The following is a 23,213-nucleotide window of genomic DNA, read 5'->3' on the forward strand; positions in this document are numbered from 1 at the left end:
CACATGTCTGGAACGACCGGTACCACCTCAGTGATCGTCGCGGGCGCACGAACGCCCATGGGCCGCCTGCTCGGCTCCCTGAAGTCCTTCTCCGGCGCGGACCTGGGCGGTTTCGCGATCAAGGCCGCGCTCGACCGGGCCGGCATCGGCGGCGACCAGGTGCAGTACGTGATCATGGGGCAGGTCCTCACGGCCGGGGCAGGGCAGATCCCGGCACGTCAGGCCGCCGTCAAGGCGGGCATCCCGATGAACGTCCCCGCGCTCACCGTCAACAAGGTGTGCCTCTCCGGGCTCGACGCGATCGCGCTCGCCGACCAGCTGATCCGCGCGGGCGAGTTCGACGTCGTCGTCGCCGGCGGCCAGGAGTCGATGACCAACGCGCCGCACCTCCTCCCGAAGTCGCGCGAGGGCTTCAAGTACGGCGCCGTCGAGATGCTCGACTCCATGGCGTACGACGGCCTGACCGACTCCACCGAGAACATCGCCATGGGCGAGTCCACGGAGAAGCACAACACCCGCCTCGGCATCGCCCGCCCCGAGCAGGACGAGATCGCCGCCGCCTCCCACCAGCGGGCCGCGGCCGCGCAGAAGAACGGCATCTTCGAGGCCGAGATCACCCCCGTCGAGATCCCGCAGCGCAAGGGCGACCCGGTCCTGTTCTCCAAGGACGAGGGCATCCGCGGCGAGACGACCGTGGAGTCCCTGGGCAAGCTGCGCCCGGCCTTCACCAAGGACGGCACGATCACGGCGGGCACGTCCTCGCAGATCTCCGACGGTGCGGCGGCGGTCGTGGTGATGTCCAAGGCCAAGGCCGAGGAGCTGGGCCTGGCGTGGATCGCGGAGATCGGCGCGCACGGCAACGTGGCGGGCCCGGACAACTCGCTCCAGTCGCAGCCGTCGAACGCGATCCAGCACGCCCTGAAGAAGGAGGGCCTGGACGTCGCGGACCTCGACCTCATCGAGATCAACGAGGCCTTCGCCGCGGTCGCGGTGCAGTCAATGAAGGACCTCGGGGTGTCCTCGGAAAAGGTCAACGTCAACGGCGGTGCCATCGCCCTCGGCCATCCGATCGGCATGTCCGGCGCCCGCGTCGTCCTGCACCTCGCCCTCGAGCTGAAGCGGCGGGGCGGCGGCGTGGGCGCGGCCGCGCTGTGCGGTGGCGGCGGGCAGGGTGACGCGCTGATCGTGAAGGTGGCGAAGGCCTGACGCGCCCAGCGCGGGTAGGCCCTGTCCATCGTTACGCCTACGTCTACCTCTACGTCTACGTCTAGGAACGGAGCTGTCTGACATGCAGGACGTCCCCTCCCTGGTGGCACAGGCCCGCGAGGGCAGGCCACGGGCCGTGGCCCGGCTGATCTCACTGGTCGAGGGGGCGTCACCGCAGCTCCGCGAGGTCATGGCGGCGCTGGCTCCGCTGGCGGGGCACGCGTACGTGGTGGGCCTCACGGGGTCGCCCGGTGTCGGCAAGTCGACTTCGACGTCGGCGCTCGTGTCCGCGTACCGGCGGGCGGGCAAGCGGGTCGGCGTCCTCGCCGTCGACCCGTCGTCCCCGTTCTCCGGGGGCGCGCTGCTCGGTGACCGGGTCCGGATGTCGGAGCACGCCTCCGACCCCGGGGTCTACATCCGCTCGATGGCGACGCGCGGCCACCTCGGCGGCCTCGCGTGGTCGGCGCCGCAGGCGATCCGGGTCCTCGACGCGGCGGGCTGCGACGTCGTCCTCGTCGAGACGGTCGGCGTGGGCCAGTCCGAGGTGGAGATCGCCTCCCAGGCGGACACGTCGGTGGTCCTGCTCGCCCCCGGGATGGGCGACGGGATCCAGGCGGCGAAGGCCGGAATCCTGGAGATCGGCGATGTGTACGTCGTGAACAAGGCGGACCGGGACGGCGCGGACGCGACCGCGCGCGAGCTGAACCACATGCTGGGGCTCGGGGAGTCCCGCGCCGCGGGGGACTGGCGGCCGCCCATCGTGAAGACGGTGGCCGCGCGGGGCGAGGGGACCGACGAGGTCGTCGAGTCCCTGGAGAAGCACCGGGCGTGGATGGAGGAGCGGGGGGTCCTCGCGGAGCGCCGGGCGGCGCGGGCCGCGCGGGAGGTCGAGACGATCGCGGTCACGGCCCTGCGGGAGCGGATCGCGGATCTGCACGGGGACGCGAGGCTCTCCGCGCTCGCGGAGCGGATCGTCGCGGGGGAGCTTGATCCTTACTCGGCGGCGGATGAACTCGTGGAGAGCATTACCTCGGGCTGAGGGCTGGGCGATTCCGGGTGCCCGGGGCAACGCGGCTCCGCCGGCTCGGGCCGGCCTGCTTCGTTTGCGGGGCCTTCGCTGGCCTTGCGGCCGGGCGTGACGCCCTCGCCGGCCATGCGGCCGGGCTTGGTGCTGGCGCTGGCCTTGCGGGGGGCTGCGGTGTCTTTGCCCGTCTGCGGGCGGACTAGGCGCCGCTTCGCGGCGATTTTCTCCCGCCCGCCCACCCGAATACCCCGCGTCATCGGGTGGGTGGGCGGGGAAAACTCCGCCGCGAAGCGGGCGGCTTGGGCGGTTGCAACAGCAAGCGCCAGCAAGCGGCCCCGCAGAGAACCCGCGACAGCGAGCGCCCCCCACAGGGGCCCCGCAGTAGCAAGCAAGCGGCCCCGCATCGCCCCCGCGGCAGCGAGCCGTCCCGCATCGCCCCCGCGTCAGCGAGTCGCCCCGCATCACCCCCGCGTCAGCGAGCCGCCCCCGCACAGCCCCCGCGGCAGCGAGCCGCCCCGCAGGGGACTCTGCGGGGCGGCTCGCTGATGGGTGGGGACGGGGGAGTTATTAGTCGTCGGAGTCGTTGTCGTCGTCGTCCGAGTCGTTGTCGTGGCTGTCCGACTTGTCGGCCGTGACCTTGCCGGACTGCAGGTCGACCTTCCAGTCGGACTCCGCACCCTTGCCGGAGGCAGTCTCCGCCTCCCAGGCCTTGGCCGTACCGTCGTCGTCCAGGTCCACGGACGTCACCGTGCCCTTGGCGGCGGCAGCCTTCGCCGCGTCCTCGGCCGAGGTGGACGCACCCTTCAGGGCGGCGGCCACACGCCCGGCGTCGCCGTCCTCGTCCTGCTCGGTGTGCGAGCCGAGGACCTTGCCGGTGCCGGGGTCGACCTGCACGCTGTGCCACGTGCTGCTCTTGCCGAGCACGTCGACGTCCCAGACCAGACCGCCGTTGTCCTCGTCGTCCAGTTCGGCGGAGACCGCCGTACCGGACTGGCTCGCGAGGGCCGCCTTGATCGCGTCGGCCGCCGTCAGCTTGGCGGCCTTCACCTCGGCGGTGTTCTCCTTGGCGTCGTCCCGGTCGTCGTTGCGGTCGTCGTTCCGATCGTCGTCGTACCGGTCGTCGTCACGGTCGTTGTCCCGGTCGTCGTTCTTCAGCTGAACGCTCGACTTCTTCGCGGCGGCCGACGACTCGTCGTCGCCGCTGCTGGCGAGCGCTGTCGCGGTGCCGCCCCCGACGAGGGCCAGGGCTGCGACGGTGGCGATGACGATGTTGCGCTTCATGAGGGGTTCCTCCCGAGTCGGTGGCCCGCGGCCGATGGGCCGCTGCCGTTCGCTTTCGACAAGAACCAATCTGGCTGAACGACCCTGAAGCCAAGCTGAAGCCACCTGAAGAACTCTTCAGGTTCGCTCTGGGACCCTGAACGCATGCGCCTGTTGATCGTGGAGGACGAAAAGCGGCTGGCCCTGTCGCTCGCCAAGGGCCTGACGGCCGAGGGCTACGCCGTGGACGTCGTGCACGACGGCGTCGACGGACTGCACCGGGCGAGCGAGGGCACGTACGACCTGGTCATCCTTGACATCATGCTGCCCGGCATGAACGGCTACCGCGTCTGCTCCACCCTGCGCGCCGCCGGACACGACGTACCGATCCTGATGCTCACGGCCAAGGACGGGGAGTACGACGAGGCCGAAGGGCTCGACACGGGCGCCGACGACTACCTCACCAAGCCCTTCTCGTACGTCGTGCTCGTGGCCCGCGTGAAGGCGCTCCTGCGCCGCCGCGGCAACGCGGGCCCGTCCCCCGTCCACACCCTCGGCGACCTGAAGATCGACACCGCGGCACGCCGTGTCTTTCGCGCAGACGACGAGGTGACGCTCACCGCGAAGGAGTTCGCGGTCCTGGAGCAACTCGTCCTGCGCACCGGCGAGGTGGTCTCCAAGGGCGACATCCTCGAACACGTCTGGGACTTCGCCTACGAGGGCGACCCCAACATCGTCGAGGTGTACATCAGCGCCCTGCGGCGCAAGCTCGGGGCGCAGTTGATCAAGACGGTGCGCGGCGCCGGATACCGCCTGGAGACCCCCCGATGAAGCGCTTCTTCAGTTCCGTACGGGCCCGCGCCACGCTCGGCGCCAGCGTCGTCGTGGCCATCGCGCTGGTCGCCGCGGGCGCCGCCGTGCTGCTCTCGCTGCGCGCCAGTCTGACCGACCAGGCGGGCGGCCAGGCGGAGTCCGCGGCCCGCGGGGTGGCCTCGCAGCTCGCGGGCAACACGGCCTACGGCGATCTGGACCTGGACGACGAGGAACATCCGGTGCAGGTCGTCGACGGCAAGGGACGGCTCGTCGCCGCCACCGAGGACCTGGAGCGCATCAGCGGCACGGGCGTCGACGCCGTGAAGCCCGTGCGGGGGGCGACCACGCCCCCCAAGAGCCACGGCGACGACGACGGCGACGGCGAGAGCGAGGCCCCTGAAATGGGGGAGGTCTCCGACGACGAGCCGCGCCTCACCTCCGGCTCCGCCACCGTCGACGGCGAGACGGAGGACTACCGCTTCGCCGCGGTCGAGGTGAACACCGAGACGAAGGGCGATCTCACCGTCCACGCGGGCGCCTCGCTCGCCACACGGGAGAACGCGGTGTCCACGGCCCTGACGTCCATGCTCATCGGCTTCCCGGTGCTCCTGGCCGTGATCGCCGGGGTGACCTGGCTGGTGACGCGCCGCGCCCTGCGCCCGGTGGACGCGATCCGCTCCGAGATGGCGGAGATCACCGCGTCCGAGGACCTCGCGCGCCGCGTGCCCGAGCCGGACACGCACGACGAGATCGCCCGCCTCGCCACGACCACGAACGAGACGCTCGCCGCCCTGCAGACCTCGGTCGAACGCCAGCGCCGCTTCGTCGCCGACGCCTCGCACGAACTGCGCAGCCCCATCGCCTCCCTGCGCACGCAGCTCGAAGTGGGAGCGGCGCACCCGGAGTTGCTGGACGTCCATGGCGCGGTCGAGGACACCGTACGGCTTCAGGAACTGGCCGCCGATCTGCTCCTGCTCGCCCGCCTGGACGCGGGCGAGAAGCCGGGCGAGGGCCATGTGGACCTGGCGGCCCTGGCGCGCGAGGAGCTCTCGCAGCGCACCCGGGACCGCGCCGACGTCCGTATGGATCTCAAGAACGCCGAAGTGGCCGGATCGCGCGGCCAGTTGGCGCGCGTGCTCGGCAATCTGGTGAACAACGCGCAGCGCCACGCGAGCTCGCACGTCACGGTCGCCACCCGCTCCGACGGCGGGTGGGCGGTCCTTGAGGTCGCCGACGACGGCGACGGTGTGCCGCAGGGCGAACGCGACCGGATCTTCGAGCGCTTCGTCCGCCTCGACGACGCCCGCACCAGGGATGACGGCGGGGCGGGGCTCGGCCTGGCCATCGCGCGCGACGTCGCCGCGCGCCACGGCGGGACCCTCACGGTCCGGGAGGCTCCCGGCGGGGGAGCGCTCTTCGAGCTCAGGGTCCCGGCCGCTGGCCGGTGAGGGCGGTACGGGTCAGGGCTTGCCCCGCTGGGAGCGGAGGTGTTCCGCGATCGGGGTCAGGGCCTTGTGGAGTTCGCCGAGTGCTTCGGGTGAGATCAGGTCGACGAAGTGCCGGCGGACGGAGTCCACGTGGTGCGGGGCGACGCGCTGCATGGTTTCCATGCCCTCGTCCGTGAGCACGGTGTAGAGCCCGCGCCGGTCGGACTCGCAGTTCTCCCGGCGGACCAGGCCCGCGTTCTCCATGCGGGTGATCTGATGGGACAGGCGGCTCTTGGACTGCAGCGTGGCGGCCGCGAGGTCGCTCATACGCATCCGCTTCTCGTCCGATTCGGAGAGATGCACGAGGATGTCGTAGTCGTTCATGGTCAGGTTGAACGGCTGGAGGTCTTTCTCGAGCTGATAGGTCAGCATCCTGTTGACCTCCACGTGGGTGCGCCAGGCGCACTGTTCCTCGTTGGTCAGCCACTGCGGGGCCGTCTCGGTCTCCATGGAATCGATTCTACCTAAGAAGTTGAAAGGTGAACGAATGTCGGTGTGTGACGCGTGCCTCTTGCCCCCCTGGTGACGGAGGGGCACAGACGTTCGCCGTCACACTCTGCAGACTACCGCTCACAGGCCGAAGCGACGCTGGAGGTCCCCCAGTTGTCCGGGAAGGCGCGGTTGCCCCGGCTGCTGTCCGTGTTGGCCGTGTTGGCCGTGTTGGCCGTGCTGCCCCGGTGTGCCCTGACTCCCCGGCACCCCCGCCTGCTGCGGCAGCGCACCCGTCGCCTGCTCGGCCATGAGCGCCTCCGAGGACTGCAGGAGCACCGTGCCCGCCCCCACGAACTCGAACTGATGCTCCTCGCCCGAAGTTCCGCCGATCCCCGTCAGTGCCCGCACGCCCCCGATGACTCCGGTCAGATATCCGTGGTCGTAGTGATGGCAGGGCGAGGGGCAGTCGGCCCAGCCGACCAAGGCCTGCGGATCGACCCGGATCGGCGGTTCCATGAAGACCACCGGGCCGTTCGACGCGGCCACGAACTTCCCGGTCCCGATCAGGGTCAGGAAGCCCGGAACGATGGACTGCTTCAGCGCGAGAGTTGGCTGAAAAGCGAGGAGGTTGCCGGAGCGAATGGTCAGGTTGCCGTCTTCGAGGTCGTACGAATTCACGTCGAAGGCCCGGTCGGCGAGGAGCATCTTGCCCTGGCCGTCGGCCACGACCCAGTCGCTCGCGTGCAGGGGCGAATGGAAACTCGTGCGCACCAGGCGGTCCAGGCGGCCGTGCCCGATGCCGTTGAACTCGACCGACCCGTAGTAGGCGATCATCTTGCCCTTCTGCAGGAACCACTGGCTCCCCTTCAGTTCCACGCAGAAGGTGTACGCGTTCACGCTGTCGTCGCTCGGCAGCGTCATCGGGTCGAGGACCGCGGGCGCTCCCGCGGGCCCCATGGGCACTGAGGGGTTCACAGCTTCTCCTCCGACGCCTGGACGTACACCGCACCGCTCCCGGACAGCTCCAGCTGGAAGGCCTCGCCCGAGCCCCGCCCCACCATGTCGCGCCAGCCGAGCGCGGCGGAGAGTTTGTTGCGCACGTCGCCGTGGTGCGCCACATAGGCCTGCGGGTCGACATGGACCGGGCGCTGCGGGGTGATCGGCACCTCGATGACGCCGCCGTGCGCCATGACGGCGACCGCGCCCTGCCCTTTGAGGGTGGTCGTGAAGAGGCCCTGTCCGGTGACCTGGCCGCGGACCATGCCCATGACGCCGCCCTGGGAGCCCATGAACATCGTGCCCTGCTGGAGCGTCCCGTCGAAGGCGAGCAGCCGGTCCGCCTCCACATAGAGGGTGTCTCCGGTGAGGCTGATCACCTGGATGTGGTGGCCGCCGTGCCCGAAGAGGACCGTGCCGCTGCCTTCGACGGTCATCAGGGGCGTCGCTTCGTTCGCGACGCGGCGGCCGATCATGGAGGCCAGGCCGCCCTGCCCGCCCTGGACGTTCGGGGTGAAGGCGACGTCCCCCTTGTACGCCAGCATGGCGCCGCGCTGGCTGAACAGCCGCTGGCCCGGCAGGACGGTCGCCTCGACCATCTTCGAGTTGATCTCCCGGAAGGGCATGTCAGACGTCCCCCGCGATCGTCGTCCGCTCGCTGGGCTGGACATAGACAAGCCCCTCGCCCTCGAAGCGGATCTGGAAGGCCTCGCCGCCGCCCTCGCCCAGCAACGTACGGAAAGTGACGCCCGACTGGAGGTTCTGGCGGAGGTCCCCCTGGTGCGCGACATACGCCCCCGGGTCCACCGTCAGCGGATACTGCCTGCTGACCCGCAGCACCACCGCGGGGCCGTCGGACATGATCGCCGCCTGGCCCGAGCCCTCCACGGTCGTGGTGAACAGGCCGTTGCCCTGAGAGGCACCGCGGACGCCGGTGAAATGGGTGCCGGTGCGCAGACCCGCGTCCGTGCACAGGAGATTGCCGGCCTCGACGAAGAGCTTCTCGCCGTGCAGCGCCACGAGGTTGATCTCGGTGGCCCGGTCGGCGAACCAGCAGGTGCCGTGCCCCTTCACCTCCATCACCGTCATCTGCTCGCCGGTGAGGCGGCGGGTCACCATGCCCCGCACGCCCTCGCCACCGCCGGTCATCTTCTTGAAGGCCATCCGGCCGTCGTACGCGACCATCGAGCCGTTCTTCGCCTTGACGGCGTCGCCGGACATGTCCACGGCGAGCACCCTGCTGCCTTGCAGTCGGAACGTTGCCACGTATCGACGGTAGCCGTCGGATATGGGGTCGGAACAGGGCATCGGCCCCTGAGCGAATCCCGAGAACACCCCGATGTCACAATGGGGGTCGCTTGTGCGCGCATTCACAAGATCGATGCCGCCGGGCGGCCCGCCCCCTCGCTCCCGCCTCACACCGAAGGTGATCCGTGGACATCAAGACCGCTTCCGCACTCCGCCGCCTCCGTCTGGTCTCGGCCCCCGAGGCCGTCTCCTTTCTGCTCCTGATCGTCTGCTCGGTGCTGAAGCGGACCACGGAATTCAACGCCGTCCCGGTGATGGGCATGGTCCACGGCGTGCTCTTCGTGCTGTACGTGCTCTTCTGGCTCGACGCCTGGAACCGCACGAAGTGGAACGTGAAGACGGCCGCCCTCTACTTCGTCCTCTCCGTCCTGCCGGCCGGCGGTTTCTTCGCCGAGCGCAAGCTGAAGCGTGAGGCCGAGGCCGCCGTGATCGCCTCGCGTGCCCGCCGCGAAGGGGTCGTCAGCGCATGATCGTCGCCTTCTCCGTGACCCCGCTCGGCGTCGGCGAGGATGTGGGCGAGTATGTCGCCGACGCGGTCCGTGTCGTCCGTGAGTCGGGCCTGCCCAACCGGACCGACGCGATGTTCACCTCCGTCGAGGGCGAGTGGGACGAGGTGATGGACGTCGTCAAGCGCGCCGTCGCGGCGGTCGAGGCGCGGGCGCCGCGGGTCTCCGTCGTCATGAAGGCGGACATCCGCCCCGGAGTGACGGACGGGATGACGTCGAAGGTCGAGACGGTGGAGCGCCACCTCTCCGAGTAGCCGCCCTTGCCGCGGCCCCCGTACCGCGGCCCCCGTACCGCAGCCCCGTACCGCGACTCCCGAATCGCGCCCCCGCACACCGAGAAGCCCCCGCCGGTCACCGACCGGCGGGGGCTTTCTTCATGATCTGGAAGCCCGGCCGCACCGCAACTCCAGCAAAACCGCTCAGGGTAAAACCCCTCACACGGACGCATCCGGTTCGACACGCCGACAAAACTCCACTTTTGTATGGATATCGGCTAGTTCTCATCTGAACCTGCCTGAGCCAGATCACCCACGACCTGGAGGCGCTGTGCGGCCGGAGGGCTACGACTACGACACCCACAGCACACTCGCCGGTCCGCTCACCGAGCCGGACGACGGCGACCGCTATCGGGTGCAGTACAAAAAGCTTCTCTCCAGTGAGCCCCACCGAATACGGGCCGTCATCCTGATGACACTCGCGCCCGTGCTCACCGGCCTCCTGCTCGTGTACCTCGTGTGGCCGACGCACTGGACGGAACGCGAGGGCGCCGACCGCTGGCTCATCGGTCTCGACGTCACGATGCTCGTCGCGATCGGTCTGATCGAGCTCTTCATGCTCGTCAACGTCATCTCGATCGCCCACGCGACGATGGTGGCCAGGGACCCGATTCCGGTCACCCCCGAACCGGGCACCCGCGTCGCCTTCCTCACGACGTACGTACCGGGCAAGGAACCCCTCGGCATGGTCCGCGCCACCCTCGAAGGCGCCATGCGGATACGGCACACCGGACCGCTCGACGTCTGGCTCCTCGACGAGGGCGACAACGACGACGCCAAGGCGCTCTGCGCGGAACTCGGCGTACGCCACTTCACCCGCAACGGCGTCCCCGAGTGGAACCGCGAGAAGGGCGTCCACAAGGCCCGCACCAAGCACGGCAACTACAACGCCTGGCTCGCGATGCACGGCGACGCGTACGACTTCTTCGCCTCCGTGGACACCGACCACGTACCGCTCCCCAACTTCCTGGAGCGGATGATGGGCTACTTCCGGGACCAGGACGTGGCGTTCGTCGTCGGACCCCAGGTGTACGGGAACTACGACAGCCCCGTCACCAAGGCCGCCGAATCCCAGCAGTTCCTCTTCCACGCCCTGATCCAGCGCGCCGGCAACTGCTACCGCGCACCCATGTTCGTCGGCACCAACAACGTCGTCCGTATCCAGGCGCTCCGCCAGGTCGGCGGCCTGTACGACTCCATCACCGAGGACATGGCGACCGGCTTCGAGCTGCACCGCCACAAGAACCCCGCCACCAGGCGCCACTGGCGGTCCGTCTACACCCCGGACGTGCTCGCCGTCGGCGAGGGCCCCGCCTCCTGGACGGACTTCTTCACCCAGCAGATGCGCTGGTCGCGCGGGACGTACGAGACGCTGTTCAAGCAGTTCTGGAAGGCACCGTTCACGATGCCGCCCGGCCGCCTCTTCTCGTACACGATGATGCTCGTCTACTACCCCATGACGGCGGTCAACTGGCTGCTCGGCGTGCTGAGCTGTGTCCTCTTCCTCTGGTTCGGGGCGTCCGGCACCCAAGTCGCCGCATCGGTCTGGCTGATGCTCTACAGCGACGCGGCGGCGCTCCAGATCGGCCTCTACCTCTGGAACCGGCGCCACAACGTCTCCCCGCACGAACCGGAGGGCTCCGGAGGCCTCGCGGGCATGGCGATGTCCGCGCTCTCCGCACCCATCTACGCCAAGTCGCTCGGCGCCGCCCTCGTACGCCGCCCGAGCCGCTTCGTGGTCACCCCCAAGGGCGGCGACGCGAGCCCGGACCGGGTGCTCACCTTCCGGATCCACCTCTTCTGGGCGGCGGTTCTCTCCAGCTCGCTGGTCGCCTCGTTCGTCCTCGGCCACACCCACGTGGCGATGCGCACCTGGGCCGTCCTCGCCATGGTCATCTCGCTCGCCCCGATCGCGATCTGGAGCTTCACGCTGCTCAGGGAGCACCGGGCACGCAAGGCACGCGGCGAGGTCCGCGAGCGGGCGCGCAGGCGCGGCAGGCAGGACGCGGAAGGCCTGGCGACCGCAGGCGCGAGCGCGGACGGCGAACCGGAGCCGGCATTCGCCACCGGTACGACGACAGGAGGTAACTGACCCATGGTGTACCGGCCCTCCCAGCGGACCAAGAAGACACTCCTCGGCGTCGGCGCGGGCGCGCTGCTCGTCGGACTCAACGCACCGGCGGCACTCTCCTTCGCCGAGGAGAAGTACCACGCGTACAAGATCGCCCAGCCCGGCTACAAGGCCAAGTACGGCTCCTGGAAGCAGATCGGCATCCCCGAGGAGTTCCGCACCAACGCCATCCACGCCGCGCTCCTGCACACCGGGAAGGTCCTGATCGTCGCGGGCTCCGGCAACGAGCAGAAGAAGTTCGACGCCGGGTCGTTCGACACGATCCTGTGGGACCCGAAGAAGGACACCTTCAAGAAGGTCGCGACCCCGGAGGACTTCTTCTGCTCCGGCCACGCCCAGCTCCCCGACGGCCGCCTCCTGGTGGCGGGCGGCACGGCGCGCTACGAACTCCTCGACGGCGAGGTCAACCGCGCAGGCGGCGGCATGCGCGTCAAGAACGAGAACCCCGACAAGCCCCTCGTCCTGAAGAAGGGCACCCGTTTCCGCTCGCCGTCGGGCGTCGAGTACGTCAGCAAGTTCGACGTGAAGGTCCCCAAGGCCAAGCGGGACTACGAGATCACGTACACCAAGTCCGGTGTCATGAAGCCCTGGAAGACCACGGTCAAGGCGAGCGAGACGCGCGTCTTCGTGGAAGGCGCCAGGGACGGCGAGGAGTTCGTCACCAAGAAGTCCGCGCAGTACGAGATCGAGGGCCTCACCGGCAAGGACGCGGACAACGCCTACGGGATCGCCGAGAAGATCACCATGGACAAGCAGGACTTCCAGGGGATCAGGGCGGCGTACGAGTTCGACCCCAAGGCCGAGAAGTACATCCCCGTGGAGCCCATGGAGAAGGCCCGCTGGTACCCCACGCTCGTCGGCCTCGACGACGGCAAGGTGCTCGCGGTCTCCGGCCTCGACGACGTCGGCATGATCGACCCCGGCGACAACGAGATCTACGACCCGAAGACCAAGAAGTGGACCGACGGTCCCAAGCGCTACTTCCCGACCTATCCCGCGCTCTTCCTCACCAAGGGCGGCAAGCTCTTCTACCCGGCGTCGAACGCGGGCTACGGGCCCGCCGACAAGGGCCGCGCCCCCGGCCTGTGGGACCTGAAGACCAACAAGTTCGACAAGATCCCCGGCCTCGTCGACCTCGACCAGACCGAGACGTCCGCGTCCGTCCTGCTGCCCCCGGCACAGGACCAGAAGGTGATGATCCTGGGCGGCGGAGGCGTCGGCGAGTCCGAGAAGGCGACCCCGCGCACGGCCGTGGTGGACCTCAAGGAGAAGAACCCCGCCTTCAAGACCGGGCCCGATCTGCCGCAGGGCACCCGCTATCTGAACAGCGTGATCCTGCCGGACGACTCGGTGTTCACGTCCAACGGCTCCGGCGACTACCGCGGCCGCGGCGGGAGCAACATCCACAAGGCGCAGTTCTACGACCCCAAGAGCAACAGCTTCCGCACGGCGGCCTCCCCCGAAGTGGGCCGCAACTACCACTCGGAGGCGCTGCTCCTGCCCGACGGGCGGGTCGTCACCTTCGGTTCGGACCCGCTCTACGACAACCGGCAGAACACCAAGCTCGGCCACTTCGAGCAGCGCATGGAGGTCTTCACGCCGCCCACGCTGCACAAGGCGGGCGAGAACCGTCCGGTCCTCGGCGAGGGCCCTGAGGAGCTCGCGGCGGACGGCCGCGCGACGTTCCGCACCGAGCACCCCGGCAAGATCGCCTCGGCCCGTCTGATGCGCCCCAGCGCGGTGACGCACACGACGGACGTCGAGCAGCGGTCGATCGCGCTGGGGCTCACCAAGGGCAAGGGCGAGGTGACGGTGGACGTGCCCAGGCAGGACACCGCCCTCGTGCCGCCGGGCTGGTACATGCTGTTCGTGACGGACCAGGACGGCTCGTCGTCAGAGGCGAAGTGGATCCACGTGAAGTAGCCGGATTCCCTCGACCGGATTCCCTCGACCGGATTCCCTTGGACCGTGCGGTCAGGCGGCCTTGGCGTTGCGCGCGAGACCGAGCGCGTAGTCGGGCCACCACTGGCCCGCCGCCGGGCCGCCCCTGCACGGTCCGTCCGAGTCGCCGGGCCGCTTGATCCACAGGACCGCGTCGAGCAGCGCCTCGCCGGTCTTGTCCGTGGGCGGGGTGCCCAGGCCGCGGCCCGGCGGATTGCACCAGGCGTCCTCGCGGTCACCGGCGAGCGGGCCCTTGCCGTTGCGGCTGGTGTCCATCACGAAGTGCTTGCCGCCGACCGTCCCCGAGAGGCTGCGGCCGTACGCCTTGATGGTCTCGTCGCTCTGGAAGTTCGACACGTTCAGCGAGAAGCCGTCCGCCCGGGCGATCCCGGCCTGCGTGAGCGGTTCGGTGAGCTTGTCCGCCTGGTCGATCCACCCCGGATTGCCCGCGTCCAGATAGACCTTCACGCGGGGCTGCCGCTTGAGCCGCTCGATCGCCTCGGAGAGCAGCGAAGTCCGCTCGGCGTGGTACTCGGCGGGCGTGCAGCCGTCCACGATGTGCGCGATGGCGTCCGGCTCCAGGATGACGACCGCGGACTTGTCGCCGATGGCGCCGGCGAACGTGTCGATCCACTGCCGGTAGAAGTCCGAGCTGTGCGCGCCGCCCGCGGAGTGCTGGCCGCAGTCGCGGTGCGGGATGTTGTACGCGACGAGCACGGCGGTGCGCTCGCTCTGCGCGGCGCCGTCGACGGCCGCCTTGATGTCGGGGGCCGGGTCGTCGCCCGCGGGCCACACCGCCATGGGCTGCTCGGAGATCCGCTTCAGCGCGTCGGCGTCCTGGGTGCGGCCCTCCTGCTCCCACTGCTTGACCTGCCGTGCGGCGGCGCTCTCCGGGTCCACCCAGAAGGCGCTCTGCGGGGCCTTCTCGGCGGCGCCGGTGGTGGCGCCCGCCTCGGCGGCCGTCCGCTCCTTGCCCTTGGAGCCGGAGTCGGCGGAGCACCCTGCCGTGAGTCCGATGGCCGCGAGGGCCGTGAGTGCGGTGAACGTACGGAGCAGCCGGTGCATCCAGCCCCCTTGGGCGACGGGTGGGCCGCAATCGTTACATAACGGTCCAATCACCCATGGTTACGACACCGGGGCCTGACCCGGTCAGCTGCCGACCGGGCCGGGCTCCGTCAGCTGCCGCCGCTCGCCAGCGCGATGCCCAGCGGCGTGCGCTCGTAGAGCACCTGATGCCCGTACCGCCGCGAGACAAGGAGCCCCGCGCCCCGCAAGGCGCCCAGGTGCGCGGAGACCGACGAGGGGGCGAGCCCCAGGCGGTGCGCGAGCGCGGAAGTGGTGGCCGGCTCGGCGAGCGCGGCCAGGACGGCGGCCCTGCCCCGCCCCAGGAGCCGTACCAGCGCCTCGGACGTACGGTCGCTCGGCTCGGTCCAGAGCCCCGCGATGCCCCGGGCGGGATAGACCAGGGTCGGCTGCCACGGCGGATCGTGGCCGCCCACCACGTCCGGCCAGGCGAAGACACTGGGCATCAGGACCAGGCCCTGCCCCGCCAGATGCCGCACATGGTCGTCCCGCCGCGCGACGGTCAGAGTCTCCGCGGCCCAGGTGAACCTCGGGTCGAGCTCGGCGACCAGGGCGCCGAGGCCCACCTCCGCGAGCCGCCGCGAATGGAAGGCGACGTCCGCCTCCAGGAGCGCGCGCAGCCGGGGCCAGTCCGGCTCGACCAGGGTGTGCCAGGCGGCTTCCATGGCATCGGCGAGATCCCGCACCGCCCGCGCGGGATCGGCGAGCAGCGTCCGCCCCAGCGGTGAATCGGCGGCCCCCGCGGTGCTTGCGAGCGCCCGCGCAAGCTCGTCCCGCGCGGAAGCGGGGTCGGCCGCGCGCACGGCCGCGATCTCCTCCTCGAAGGTGGCGGCGGGGCCGATGGGGGGCGGGCCGATGAAGTCCGGGCTGTAGCCGCGCGACGGCATGAGCAGCCACAGCGCGCCGAGTTCGAGCCCGGCACTCGCCCCGCGGATCCGCCGCAGCCACTGCGGGTGGTACCCGTGCCGGTCGGGCCGCTTCAGGGTGCGTACGGCCTCCTGCGTCTCCCACAGCGGCGACACCGCGAACCGGCAGCGCAGGAGATCGTCCGGCCCGAAATGCAACCGGTTCGGCACGCCCCCACCTCCCCCTATGACCGCCAGGCCCGGTGATTCGCCTGGAACCGAAACTCTAGGGCGAGGGGCACGCGCGCGTGCAGGGTGCGGGCATGCCCGAAGAGAACCCCCCTACCACCGACCCCACTGCCGTACCCGCCCCCGAACCCACTGCCGCGCCCGCCCCCATGACCGCCCCCGAACCCACCGGCTACCTCCGCCTCTTCACGATCCGCGAGTTCCGCGCCGTCTTCCTCGCCCACGCCTTCTCGCTGCTCGGCGTCGTCGTCAGCGAGGTCGCGCTCACCGTGCTCGTCTACGGGCTCACCGGCTCACCGCTGCTCAGCGCACTCACCTTCGCGCTCGGGATGCTGCCCTATCTCGTCGGCGGGACCCTGCTCTCCGGGATCGCCGACCGCTATCCGGCGCGGCGGGTGCTCGTCCTGTGCGACGTGGTGTGTGCCGGATGCGCCGCCCTCATGGCCCTGCCCGCCACGCCCGTCTTCGGGCTGCTCGCGCTGCGGTGCGTCATCGCCGTCGTCTCGCCCGTGTTCAACGGGACGCGCATGGCGACCCTCACCGACATCCTCGGCGACGGCGACCTGTTCGTCCTCGGGCGCTCCCTGCTGCGGATCGTCTCGCAGAGCTCCGTGCTCGTCGGGTTCGGGCTCGGCGGCGTCCTGCTCACCGTCGTCCCGCCGCGCGGGGCGCTCCTCATCACCGTCTGTACGTTCGCCGTCTCCGCGCTGCTCCTGCGGTGCGGGACGAAGCGCAGGCCCGCGCGCGGGGGCGCGGACACCGCGCTGATGAAGTACTCGCTCAGCGGCACGCGCCACGTGCTCGGCGACCGGCGGATCAGGGCGCTGCTGCTCCTCCTGTGGGCGCCGCCCATGTTCATGGTCGCCCCGGAGGCGCTGGCCGCCCCCTACGCGGACCAGATCGGCGTCGGCGTCGCGGGCGTCGGCCTCCTGATGTGCGCACTGCCGGTCGGCACGATCGCGGCGGAGCTGTACGCCGGGTCCGCGCTCTCCGCGGCCGGCCGGGCCCGCATCGCCCTGCCGCTCGCCTCCCTCACGCTCCTGCCGCTCACGGTGTACGCCGTCACGCCGGGGCTCCTGTGGGCGATGCTCGCCCTCGCGCTCGCCGGTGCCGGATCCGCGTACACCCTGGGCGTCGACCGGTGGTTCGTCGACGCGGTGCCCGAGGAGCTGCGCGGGCGGGCCATGACCGTGCACACGGCGGGGCTCATGACGATCCAGGGCGTCGGGATGGCGCTCGCCGGGCTCGCGGCGGAGTTCTTCGCGGTGAGCACCGTCGTCACGGCGGCGGGCGTCATCGGCACGGTCTGCTGCCTCGCGCTCGCGGCCGAGGCCCGCGCCACGCACCGTACGACCCGGCGCGAACCCGCCGATCCACGGGAACAATCGACCGAATTGCGAGACGGGGCTGACCACCATGTGACCGGCGGGTAAGGTCTTTGGCGTGCCGAAGCCGCTCAGCCTTCCCTTCGATCCCATCGCCCGCGCCGACGAGCTCTGGAAGCAGCGCTGGGGATCCGTACCGGCCATGGGCGCGATCACCTCGATCATGCGGGCGCACCAGATCCTGCTCGGCGAGGTCGACGCGGTCGTCAAGCCGTACGGGCTGACCTTCGCGCGGTACGAGGCGCTGGTCCTTCTCACGTTCTCGCAGGCGGGCGAGTTGCCGATGTCCAAGATCGGCGAGCGGCTCATGGTCCACCCCACATCCGTCACCAACACCGTCGACCGCCTGGTCAAGTCCGGCCTCGTCGACAAGCGCCCCAACCCGAACGACGGGCGCGGCACGCTCGCCTCCATCACGGAGAAGGGCCGCGAGGTCGTCGAGTCGGCCACCCGCGAGCTGATGGCCATGGACTTCGGGCTCGGTGTGTACGACGCCGAGGAGTGCGCGGAGATCTTCGCGATGCTGCGGCCCCTGCGGGTGGCGGCGGAGGATTTCGAGGAAAAGGGCTGAGTAGGCGCGCTAACGTTTTCGCGGGTCAGCGCGTTGTCCCCGCCGCAGCGGGGATGGTCCGACCATGCAGGTGCACAGCACAAGAAGCATGATGTGCTCCCCGCCGCTGCGGGGATTTTTCGGGCGGTTACGCTCGTAGCCATGAAATCCAGCGTGCTGACCCGGTACCGGGTGATGGCCTACGTCACCGCCGTCATGCTCCTCATCCTGTGCGCCTGCATGGTGGCAAAGTACGGCTTCGACAAGGGCGAGGGTCTGACGCTGGTCGTCTCCCAGGTCCACGGCGTGCTCTACATCATCTACCTGATCTTCGCCTTCGACCTGGGCTCCAAGGCGAAGTGGTCCTTCGGGAAGCTGCTCTGGGTGCTCGTATCGGGCACGATCCCCACGGCCGCGTTCTTCGTCGAGCGCAAGGTCGTGCGTGAGGTCGAGCCGCTGATCGTCGACGGCTCCCCGGCCACCGCGAAGGCGTAACCGCACCGCCACGGACAGGTCCGTGGCGGTGAGCCATCGACATTTACTAGGACGTCCTAGTAAATTCGAAGGTATGGACGCTGACGCCATCGAGGAGGGCCGCCGTCGCTGGCAGGCCCGGTACGACACCGCGAAGAAGCGCGACGCGGATTTCACCACGCTCTCCGGCGACCCGGTCGAGCCGGTCTACGGGCCACGCCCCGGGGACGCCTATGAGGGATTCGAGCGGATCGGATGGCCCGGCGAATACCCCTTCACGCGCGGACTCCACCCCACCGGCTACCGCGGCCGGACCTGGACCATCCGCCAGTTCGCCGGCTTCGGCAACGCCGAGCAGACGAACGAGCGCTACAAGATGATCCTGGCCGCGGGCGGCGGCGGACTCTCCGTGGCCTTCGACATGCCGACCCTGATGGGCCGGGACTCCGACGAGCCCCAGTCCCTCGGCGAGGTCGGTCACTGCGGGGTCGCCATCGACTCGGCCGCCGACATGGAGGTCCTGTTCAAGGACATCCCGCTCGGTGACGTCACGACGTCGATGACGATCTCCGGACCCGCCGTCCCCGTCTTCTGCATGTATCTCGTCGCCGCCGAACGGCAGGGCGTCGACCCGGCCGTCCTGAACGGCACGCTCCAGACGGACATCTTCAAGGAGTACATCGCGCAGAAGGAGTGGCTCTTCCAGCCCGAGCCGCACCTGCGCCTCATCGGCGACCTGATGGAGCACTGCGCGCGCGACATCCCCGCGTACAAGCCCCTCTCGGTCTCCGGCTACCACATCCGCGAGGCCGGGGCGACGGCCGCGCAGGAGCTCGCGTACACCCTCGCGGACGGCTTCGGGTACGTCGAGCTCGGCCTGAGCCGCGGCATGGACGTGGACGTCTTCGCGCCCGGCCTCAGCTTCTTCTTCGACGCGCACCTGGACTTCTTCGAGGAGATCGCGAAGTTCCGAGCCGCGCGCCGGATCTGGGCCCGCTGGATGCGCGACGTGTACGGCGCGCGGACCGACAAGGCCCAGTGGCTGCGCTTCCACACGCAGACGGCGGGCGTCTCGCTGACGGCCCAGCAGCCGTACAACAACGTCGTACGGACCGCCGTCGAGGCCCTGTCCGCGGTGCTCGGCGGCACGAACTCCCTGCACACGAACGCTCTCGACGAGACCCTCGCCCTGCCGAGCGAGCAGGCCGCCGAGATCGCGCTGCGCACGCAGCAGGTGCTCATGGAGGAGACGGGCGTCGCCAATGTGGCCGACCCGCTCGGCGGCTCCTGGTACGTCGAGCAGCTCACCGACCGCATCGAGGCCGACGCCGAGAAGATCTTCGAGCAGATCAAGGAGCGGGGGCGCCGCGCCCACCCGGACGGGCAGCACCCGATCGGGCCGATCACCTCGGGCATCCTGCGCGGCATCGAGGACGGCTGGTTCACCGGGGAGATCGCCGAGTCGGCGTTCCAGTACCAGCAGGCCCTGGAGAAGGGCGACAAGCGGGTCGTGGGCGTCAATGTCCACCACGGCTCCGTCACCGGCGACCTGGAGATCCTGCGGGTCTCCCACGAGGTCGAGCGGGAGCAGGTCAAGGTGCTTGGTGCTCGCCGCTCGGCGCGGGACGATGCTCGGGTGCGGGCCTCGCTGGATGCCATGCTGGCCGCTGCGCGGTGCGGTACGAACATGATTGCCCCCATGCTGGAGGCGGTGCGGGCCGAGGCGACCCTCGGGGAGATCTGCGGGGCGCTGCGGGATGAGTGGGGGATCTATACCGAGCCGCCGGGGTTCTAGCTCGGGATTGTGCGGTGTGTGGGGAGCTGCGGGCCGTTTGTGGCTGGTCGCGCAGTTCCCCGCGCCCCTGAAAGGCCCCTGCGGGCCCTTTCGGGGCCCGCTTGGAACCCGACTGAAATTGATGGGTGTCAGATGCACGGGGCTGGGTAGGCGCCGCCCGTCCAAACGTCCTGCCCCTGGAGTCACCCTGTGTCACCCGTGAGCCTGCCCGGCCCCACTCGTACCGCCGTGATCGCCATCGGAGCCGCCACGCTCACGCTGCTCGGTGCGCTGACGGTGTACGGATCGGGTGAGGTCAGCGCGAGCCCGCCCGCGGAGCCGAAGGTCCAGGACACCTTCGACTCGCTCGGCCCCGCGGTGCACGCGGCGAAGCTCTCGAACGGCCGGACGGCTCACTACTCCGACACGGGGAACAAGAAGGGCAAGCCCGTCCTCTTCATCGGCGGCACCGGCACGAGCGCCCGTGCCGCGCACATGACGGACTTCTTCAGGTCGACCCGCGAGAACCTGGACCTGCGCCTCATCTCCGTCGAGCGCAACGGCTTCGGCGACACGGAGTACGACGAGAAGCTGGGCAAGGCGGACTTCGCCGACGACACCCTCGAAGTCCTCGACAAGCTCGGCGTGGACGACGTGAGCGTGATCGCCATCTCGGGCGGCGGACCCTACGCGGCGGAGCTCGCCGGGCGCGCCCCCGAGCGCGTCTCGGCCCTGCACCTGGCGGCGGCCCTGCCGCCCTACGGCACGAAGCCCGAGTACTGCTCGATGTCCGACGACGAGCTCGCCGACACCGTGAAGGACTCCATCAAGGACCCGCGCAAGTGGTGGGCCTTCCCCGACGACAGCCCCGTGAAGTCGATACCGGGCTTCGCCGACACGGCGTACGAGGAAGGCGCGCGCACCTACAACCAGCGCGGCCAGCAGGCCGACCCCGCGCCGCAGGTGCACGAGCAGAAGCTGTACTGCGGGCGGCCGGGTCCGGACCTGAAGAAGCTCGACGCCCCGGTCTATCTCTACGGCGGCAAGAAGGACACGACCGTCCCGCCGGCGACCCTCAAGACCTGGCAGGACGCGCTGCCCGGCAAGGCGAAGGTGCGCACGTACGCGGACTCCGGGCACGACGTGCAGTACCGCCACTGGGACCAGATCCTCGTCGACCTGGCCGGACACGGTGACCGCACGGTCGTCTGCCGCGGCAAGCACACGCGCGTCCTGCCCGCGGGGGAAGCGGACCGCCTCGTCGCCAAGGGCAAGGCGACCCTGGGCAGCTGCGCCTGGAAGAACAACTAGCCCGGCAGCGTCAGCCTGAACAGCGCGCCCCCGCCCTGCGCTCCCTCCGCCGTGAGCTCCGCCCCGTGCGCGTGGGCGATCTGGCGGGCCATCGCGAGGCCAAGGCCCGAGCCCGGCAGGGCGCGGGCCTTCTCGGCGCGGTAGAAGCGGTCGAAGACGTACGGCAGGTCCTCCTCCGCGATGCCGGGGCCGTGATCGCGGACCGTCAGGGCGGCGGGGGTCAGGGTGACCTCCACGGGGGTGTCCGGCGGGCTGAACTTGGCCGCGTTGTCCAGGAGGTTGGTGACGAGCCGTGAGAGGCGGGCCGGGACGCCGGGGATGCTGACGCTCTCGGCTTCCGGCGTCGTGTGCAGCGTGAACGGCACCTGCGGCCAGTGGCCGCGCGCCGCGTCCACGACGTGGGCGACCAGGGGAGCGAGCCGGACTTCCTCCAGGAGCGGCTGCGGCTCCTCGTCGCGGGCCAGCTCGATCAGGTCGTTGACCATGCCGGTGACCTCGCGGAGCTGGCGGGCCAGGGCGCCGGACGCCCGGTCGCGCTGGGCGTCGGTCAACCGGTCGGCGCGGGCGAGTAGTTCGGCGTTCGTACGCAGCGCGGTCAGCGGGGTGCGCAGTTCGTGCGAGGCGTCGGCGACCAGGCGGCGGCGCGCGGCGACCGACTCCTCAAGCTCGGCCAGCATCGCGTTGAACGACGCGGCGAGGCGGGTCACCTCGTCCTCGCGGCCCGGCGGCCCCGGCGGCAGCTCGATGCGGTGGCGCGCGTCCCGGGTCGCCGCGATGCGTTCCGCGGTGGCGGTGAGGCGGGCCACCGGCGCGAGGCCGGTGCGCGAGACCCAGTAGCCGCCGAGCCCCGACAGGAGCACTCCGGCGCCGCCCACCGCGGACAGGAGCCCCGCGGCCTGCCGCACGCCGCGCTCGGCGATGTCGGCGCGCAGCGCGACCTGGACGGCGTCCCCCTTGCCGTAGTGGGTGGTGAACATACGGGTCGGCCGCCCGTGCAGCGTGAGGCTCGTGTAGTACGGCGCCGCCTGCCCCCGCGCGACCTCGCGGGTGAAGTGGGCGACCGGGAGGAGATAGGGCTTCGCGGGGTCGTCCGCCGGGTCGGCGGGCACGATCTGCGAGCAGGCGGGGGCGCCCAGATAGCGGCACTCGCCCGTGACGACGCCCGGCTCGTTGTCGAAGTTCCGCTGCTGGGCGATGAGGCTCGCCGACTGGGCGAGGTTCTGGTCGAGCTGCTGGTAGAGCTTGAAGCGGATGACGAGGAACGCGGCCACGCACACGCCGACCGCGACCAGGGCGACGGCCGCCGCCGCGGCAAGCGCGAGCCGGGTGCGCAGCGGGCGCCTGCGCCGCCACCGGGCGCCGAGCCTGCGCCGGGCGCTCACGGGCTGCCGAGCCGGTAGCCGACGCCGTGCACGGTGTGCACGAGGCGCGGTTCGCCGCCCGCCTCCAGCTTGCGGCGCAGGTAACCGACGTACACGGCGAGGGAGTTGGAGTCGGGCCCGAAGTCGCGTCCCCAGACCGACTCCTGGATGAGCTCGCGCGGAAGCACCTGACCCGCGTTGCGCAGGAGCAGTTCCAGCAGGGTGAACTCGGTGCGGCTGAACTCGACCGTGCGGTGGCCCCGGCGGCCGGTACGGGTCGACGGGTCGAGGACCAGATCGGCGTACGCGAGGTCGTCGCCGTCGGCGGGGGAGTGCGGCTCGGGCGCCGCGCGGCGCAGGAGGGCGCGGACCCGGGCCACCAGTTCGTCCAGGGCGAAGGGCTTCACGAGGTAGTCGTCGGCGCCCGCGTCGAGGCCGTCGACGCGTTCGCTGACGGAGCCGAGGGCGGTGAGGACCAAGACCGGTGTGCGGTCGCCGAGGGCGCGCATCTGCCGGCAGACGGCGAGACCGTCCATGACCGGCATCATCACGTCCAGCACCACGAGATCCGGCTCCCACCGGGCGATGGCGCCGAGCGCGCGGCTGCCGTCGACGGCGCCGCGCACGGCGTGCCCCTCGACCGTGAGGGCGTCCTCCACCGCCGCGCGGACCTCGGGGTCGTCGTCGACGACGAGGATCTTTGCGGGCGGCGCGCCGCCGCCGGTCACGGGTGGCACCGGCCTGCTCGTGAAGCTCATGGACCCAAGGTGCCAAACGCGGCTCTTAAAACCCTCTTAGACCT

At 70.5% G+C, this 23,213-nt stretch carries 22 protein-coding genes; 13 read left to right on the forward strand and 9 right to left on the reverse strand.

The features are described from left to right. Positions 1-3: 3 nt before the first annotated feature. Positions 4-1,206 (forward strand): acetyl-CoA C-acetyltransferase, encoded by a 1,203-nt coding sequence (locus ABZ906_RS26720; RefSeq protein WP_361386646.1) that lies wholly within the window; start codon positions 4-6, stop codon positions 1,204-1,206. A gap of 82 nt (positions 1,207-1,288) precedes the next feature. Beyond that, positions 1,289-2,245: a methylmalonyl Co-A mutase-associated GTPase MeaB gene (meaB, locus tag ABZ906_RS26725; protein WP_361386649.1), complete on the forward strand. Its 957-nt coding sequence runs from the start codon at positions 1,289-1,291 to the stop codon at positions 2,243-2,245. A 552-nt stretch (positions 2,246-2,797) separates the two neighbouring features. Here the strand turns inward: meaB and ABZ906_RS26730 are convergent. Next, a complete protein-coding gene (locus ABZ906_RS26730; RefSeq protein ID WP_361386652.1) occupies positions 2,798-3,511 on the reverse strand; it encodes a PepSY domain-containing protein in 714 nt (237 codons plus the stop codon). A 144-nt stretch (positions 3,512-3,655) separates the two neighbouring features. Here ABZ906_RS26730 and ABZ906_RS26735 point away from each other — a divergent pair, with 144 nt between their 5' ends. Together ABZ906_RS26735 and ABZ906_RS26740 are read left to right on the forward strand one after the other, a co-directional pair. Beyond that, a complete protein-coding gene (locus tag ABZ906_RS26735) occupies positions 3,656-4,321 on the forward strand; it encodes a response regulator transcription factor (protein ID WP_361386655.1) in 666 nt (221 codons plus the stop codon). Beyond that, positions 4,318-5,751: a HAMP domain-containing sensor histidine kinase gene (locus tag ABZ906_RS26740; RefSeq protein WP_361386658.1), complete on the forward strand. Its 1,434-nt coding sequence runs from the start codon at positions 4,318-4,320 to the stop codon at positions 5,749-5,751. The genes ABZ906_RS26735 and ABZ906_RS26740 overlap by 4 nt, the downstream gene beginning before the upstream one ends. Positions 5,752-5,763: 12 nt before the next feature. Here ABZ906_RS26740 and ABZ906_RS26745 read toward each other — a convergent pair whose 3' ends face one another. The 4 genes from ABZ906_RS26745 to ABZ906_RS26760 all read right to left on the reverse strand — a co-directional run bounded on the left by ABZ906_RS26745 (position 5,764) and on the right by ABZ906_RS26760 (position 8,484). Then, entirely contained in the window at positions 5,764-6,240 is a 477-nt protein-coding gene (locus ABZ906_RS26745; protein ID WP_361181356.1) for a MarR family transcriptional regulator, read from the reverse strand. Between the two features lie 120 nt (positions 6,241-6,360). Continuing rightward, positions 6,361-7,179 (reverse strand): AIM24 family protein, encoded by an 819-nt coding sequence (locus ABZ906_RS26750; protein ID WP_361386814.1) that lies wholly within the window; start codon positions 7,177-7,179, stop codon positions 6,361-6,363. A gap of 14 nt (positions 7,180-7,193) precedes the next feature. Next, on the reverse strand, positions 7,194-7,844 hold the full coding sequence (locus ABZ906_RS26755) for an AIM24 family protein (RefSeq protein WP_361386662.1): 651 nt from the start codon (positions 7,842-7,844) through the stop codon (positions 7,194-7,196). Between the two features lies 1 nt (position 7,845). Further along, positions 7,846-8,484: an AIM24 family protein gene (locus ABZ906_RS26760; RefSeq protein ID WP_361181352.1), complete on the reverse strand. Its 639-nt coding sequence runs from the start codon at positions 8,482-8,484 to the stop codon at positions 7,846-7,848. Between the two features lie 167 nt (positions 8,485-8,651). Between ABZ906_RS26760 and ABZ906_RS26765 the strand changes: the two genes are divergently transcribed. From ABZ906_RS26765 to ABZ906_RS26780, 4 genes are all read left to right on the forward strand, one after another. After that, complete coding sequence (locus ABZ906_RS26765; RefSeq protein ID WP_361181350.1) at positions 8,652-8,996, forward strand: DUF3817 domain-containing protein; 345 nt, start codon at positions 8,652-8,654, stop codon at positions 8,994-8,996. Further along, positions 8,993-9,286 (forward strand): MTH1187 family thiamine-binding protein, encoded by a 294-nt coding sequence (locus tag ABZ906_RS26770; protein WP_249587703.1) that lies wholly within the window; start codon positions 8,993-8,995, stop codon positions 9,284-9,286. Before ABZ906_RS26765 ends, ABZ906_RS26770 begins: the two co-directional genes overlap by 4 nt. 292 nt (positions 9,287-9,578) lie before the next feature. Further along, on the forward strand, positions 9,579-11,399 hold the full coding sequence (locus ABZ906_RS26775) for a cellulose synthase catalytic subunit (RefSeq protein WP_361386665.1): 1,821 nt from the start codon (positions 9,579-9,581) through the stop codon (positions 11,397-11,399). 3 nt (positions 11,400-11,402) lie between these two features. Beyond that, a complete protein-coding gene (locus tag ABZ906_RS26780; RefSeq protein ID WP_361181345.1) occupies positions 11,403-13,361 on the forward strand; it encodes a kelch motif-containing protein in 1,959 nt (652 codons plus the stop codon). Between the two features lie 51 nt (positions 13,362-13,412). Here ABZ906_RS26780 and ABZ906_RS26785 read toward each other — a convergent pair whose 3' ends face one another. Beyond that, complete coding sequence (locus tag ABZ906_RS26785) at positions 13,413-14,444, reverse strand: glycoside hydrolase family 6 protein (protein ID WP_361386668.1); 1,032 nt, start codon at positions 14,442-14,444, stop codon at positions 13,413-13,415. A gap of 110 nt (positions 14,445-14,554) precedes the next feature. Further along, positions 14,555-15,538: a DUF5937 family protein gene (locus tag ABZ906_RS26790; RefSeq protein WP_361386671.1), complete on the reverse strand. Its 984-nt coding sequence runs from the start codon at positions 15,536-15,538 to the stop codon at positions 14,555-14,557. A gap of 167 nt (positions 15,539-15,705) precedes the next feature. Here ABZ906_RS26790 and ABZ906_RS26795 point away from each other — a divergent pair, with 167 nt between their 5' ends. The 5 genes from ABZ906_RS26795 (at position 15,706) to ABZ906_RS26815 (ending at position 21,050) form a co-directional block, all read left to right on the forward strand. Then, positions 15,706-16,989 (forward strand): MFS transporter, encoded by a 1,284-nt coding sequence (locus tag ABZ906_RS26795; RefSeq protein ID WP_361386817.1) that lies wholly within the window; start codon positions 15,706-15,708, stop codon positions 16,987-16,989. A 10-nt stretch (positions 16,990-16,999) separates the two neighbouring features. After that, the gene (locus ABZ906_RS26800) at positions 17,000-17,512 is read left to right on the forward strand and encodes a MarR family transcriptional regulator (RefSeq protein WP_361181340.1); all 513 of its coding nucleotides are present in this window, start codon (positions 17,000-17,002) and stop codon (positions 17,510-17,512) included. 141 nt (positions 17,513-17,653) lie between these two features. Then, on the forward strand, positions 17,654-17,986 hold the full coding sequence (locus ABZ906_RS26805; protein ID WP_361181338.1) for a DUF3817 domain-containing protein: 333 nt from the start codon (positions 17,654-17,656) through the stop codon (positions 17,984-17,986). 73 nt (positions 17,987-18,059) lie between these two features. Next, positions 18,060-19,760 carry a methylmalonyl-CoA mutase family protein gene (locus ABZ906_RS26810; protein WP_361386674.1) on the forward strand — a complete coding sequence of 567 codons (1,701 nt, stop codon included), beginning with the start codon at positions 18,060-18,062 and terminating at the stop codon, positions 19,758-19,760. A 189-nt stretch (positions 19,761-19,949) separates the two neighbouring features. Then, on the forward strand, positions 19,950-21,050 hold the full coding sequence (locus ABZ906_RS26815; RefSeq protein ID WP_361386677.1) for an alpha/beta hydrolase: 1,101 nt from the start codon (positions 19,950-19,952) through the stop codon (positions 21,048-21,050). Here the strand turns inward: ABZ906_RS26815 and ABZ906_RS26820 are convergent. Together ABZ906_RS26820 and ABZ906_RS26825 are read right to left on the reverse strand one after the other, a co-directional pair. Beyond that, positions 21,047-22,432: a HAMP domain-containing sensor histidine kinase gene (locus tag ABZ906_RS26820; RefSeq protein ID WP_361386680.1), complete on the reverse strand. Its 1,386-nt coding sequence runs from the start codon at positions 22,430-22,432 to the stop codon at positions 21,047-21,049. The two genes, ABZ906_RS26815 and ABZ906_RS26820, sit on opposite strands and share 4 nt — an antisense overlap. After that, the gene (locus ABZ906_RS26825; protein ID WP_361386683.1) at positions 22,429-23,169 is read right to left on the reverse strand and encodes a response regulator transcription factor; all 741 of its coding nucleotides are present in this window, start codon (positions 23,167-23,169) and stop codon (positions 22,429-22,431) included. The genes ABZ906_RS26820 and ABZ906_RS26825 overlap by 4 nt, the downstream gene beginning before the upstream one ends. Positions 23,170-23,213: the final 44 nt, after the last annotated feature.

Source organism: Streptomyces sp. NPDC046925 (assembly GCF_040644915.1).
GTDB lineage: Bacteria > Actinomycetota > Actinomycetes > Streptomycetales > Streptomycetaceae > Streptomyces.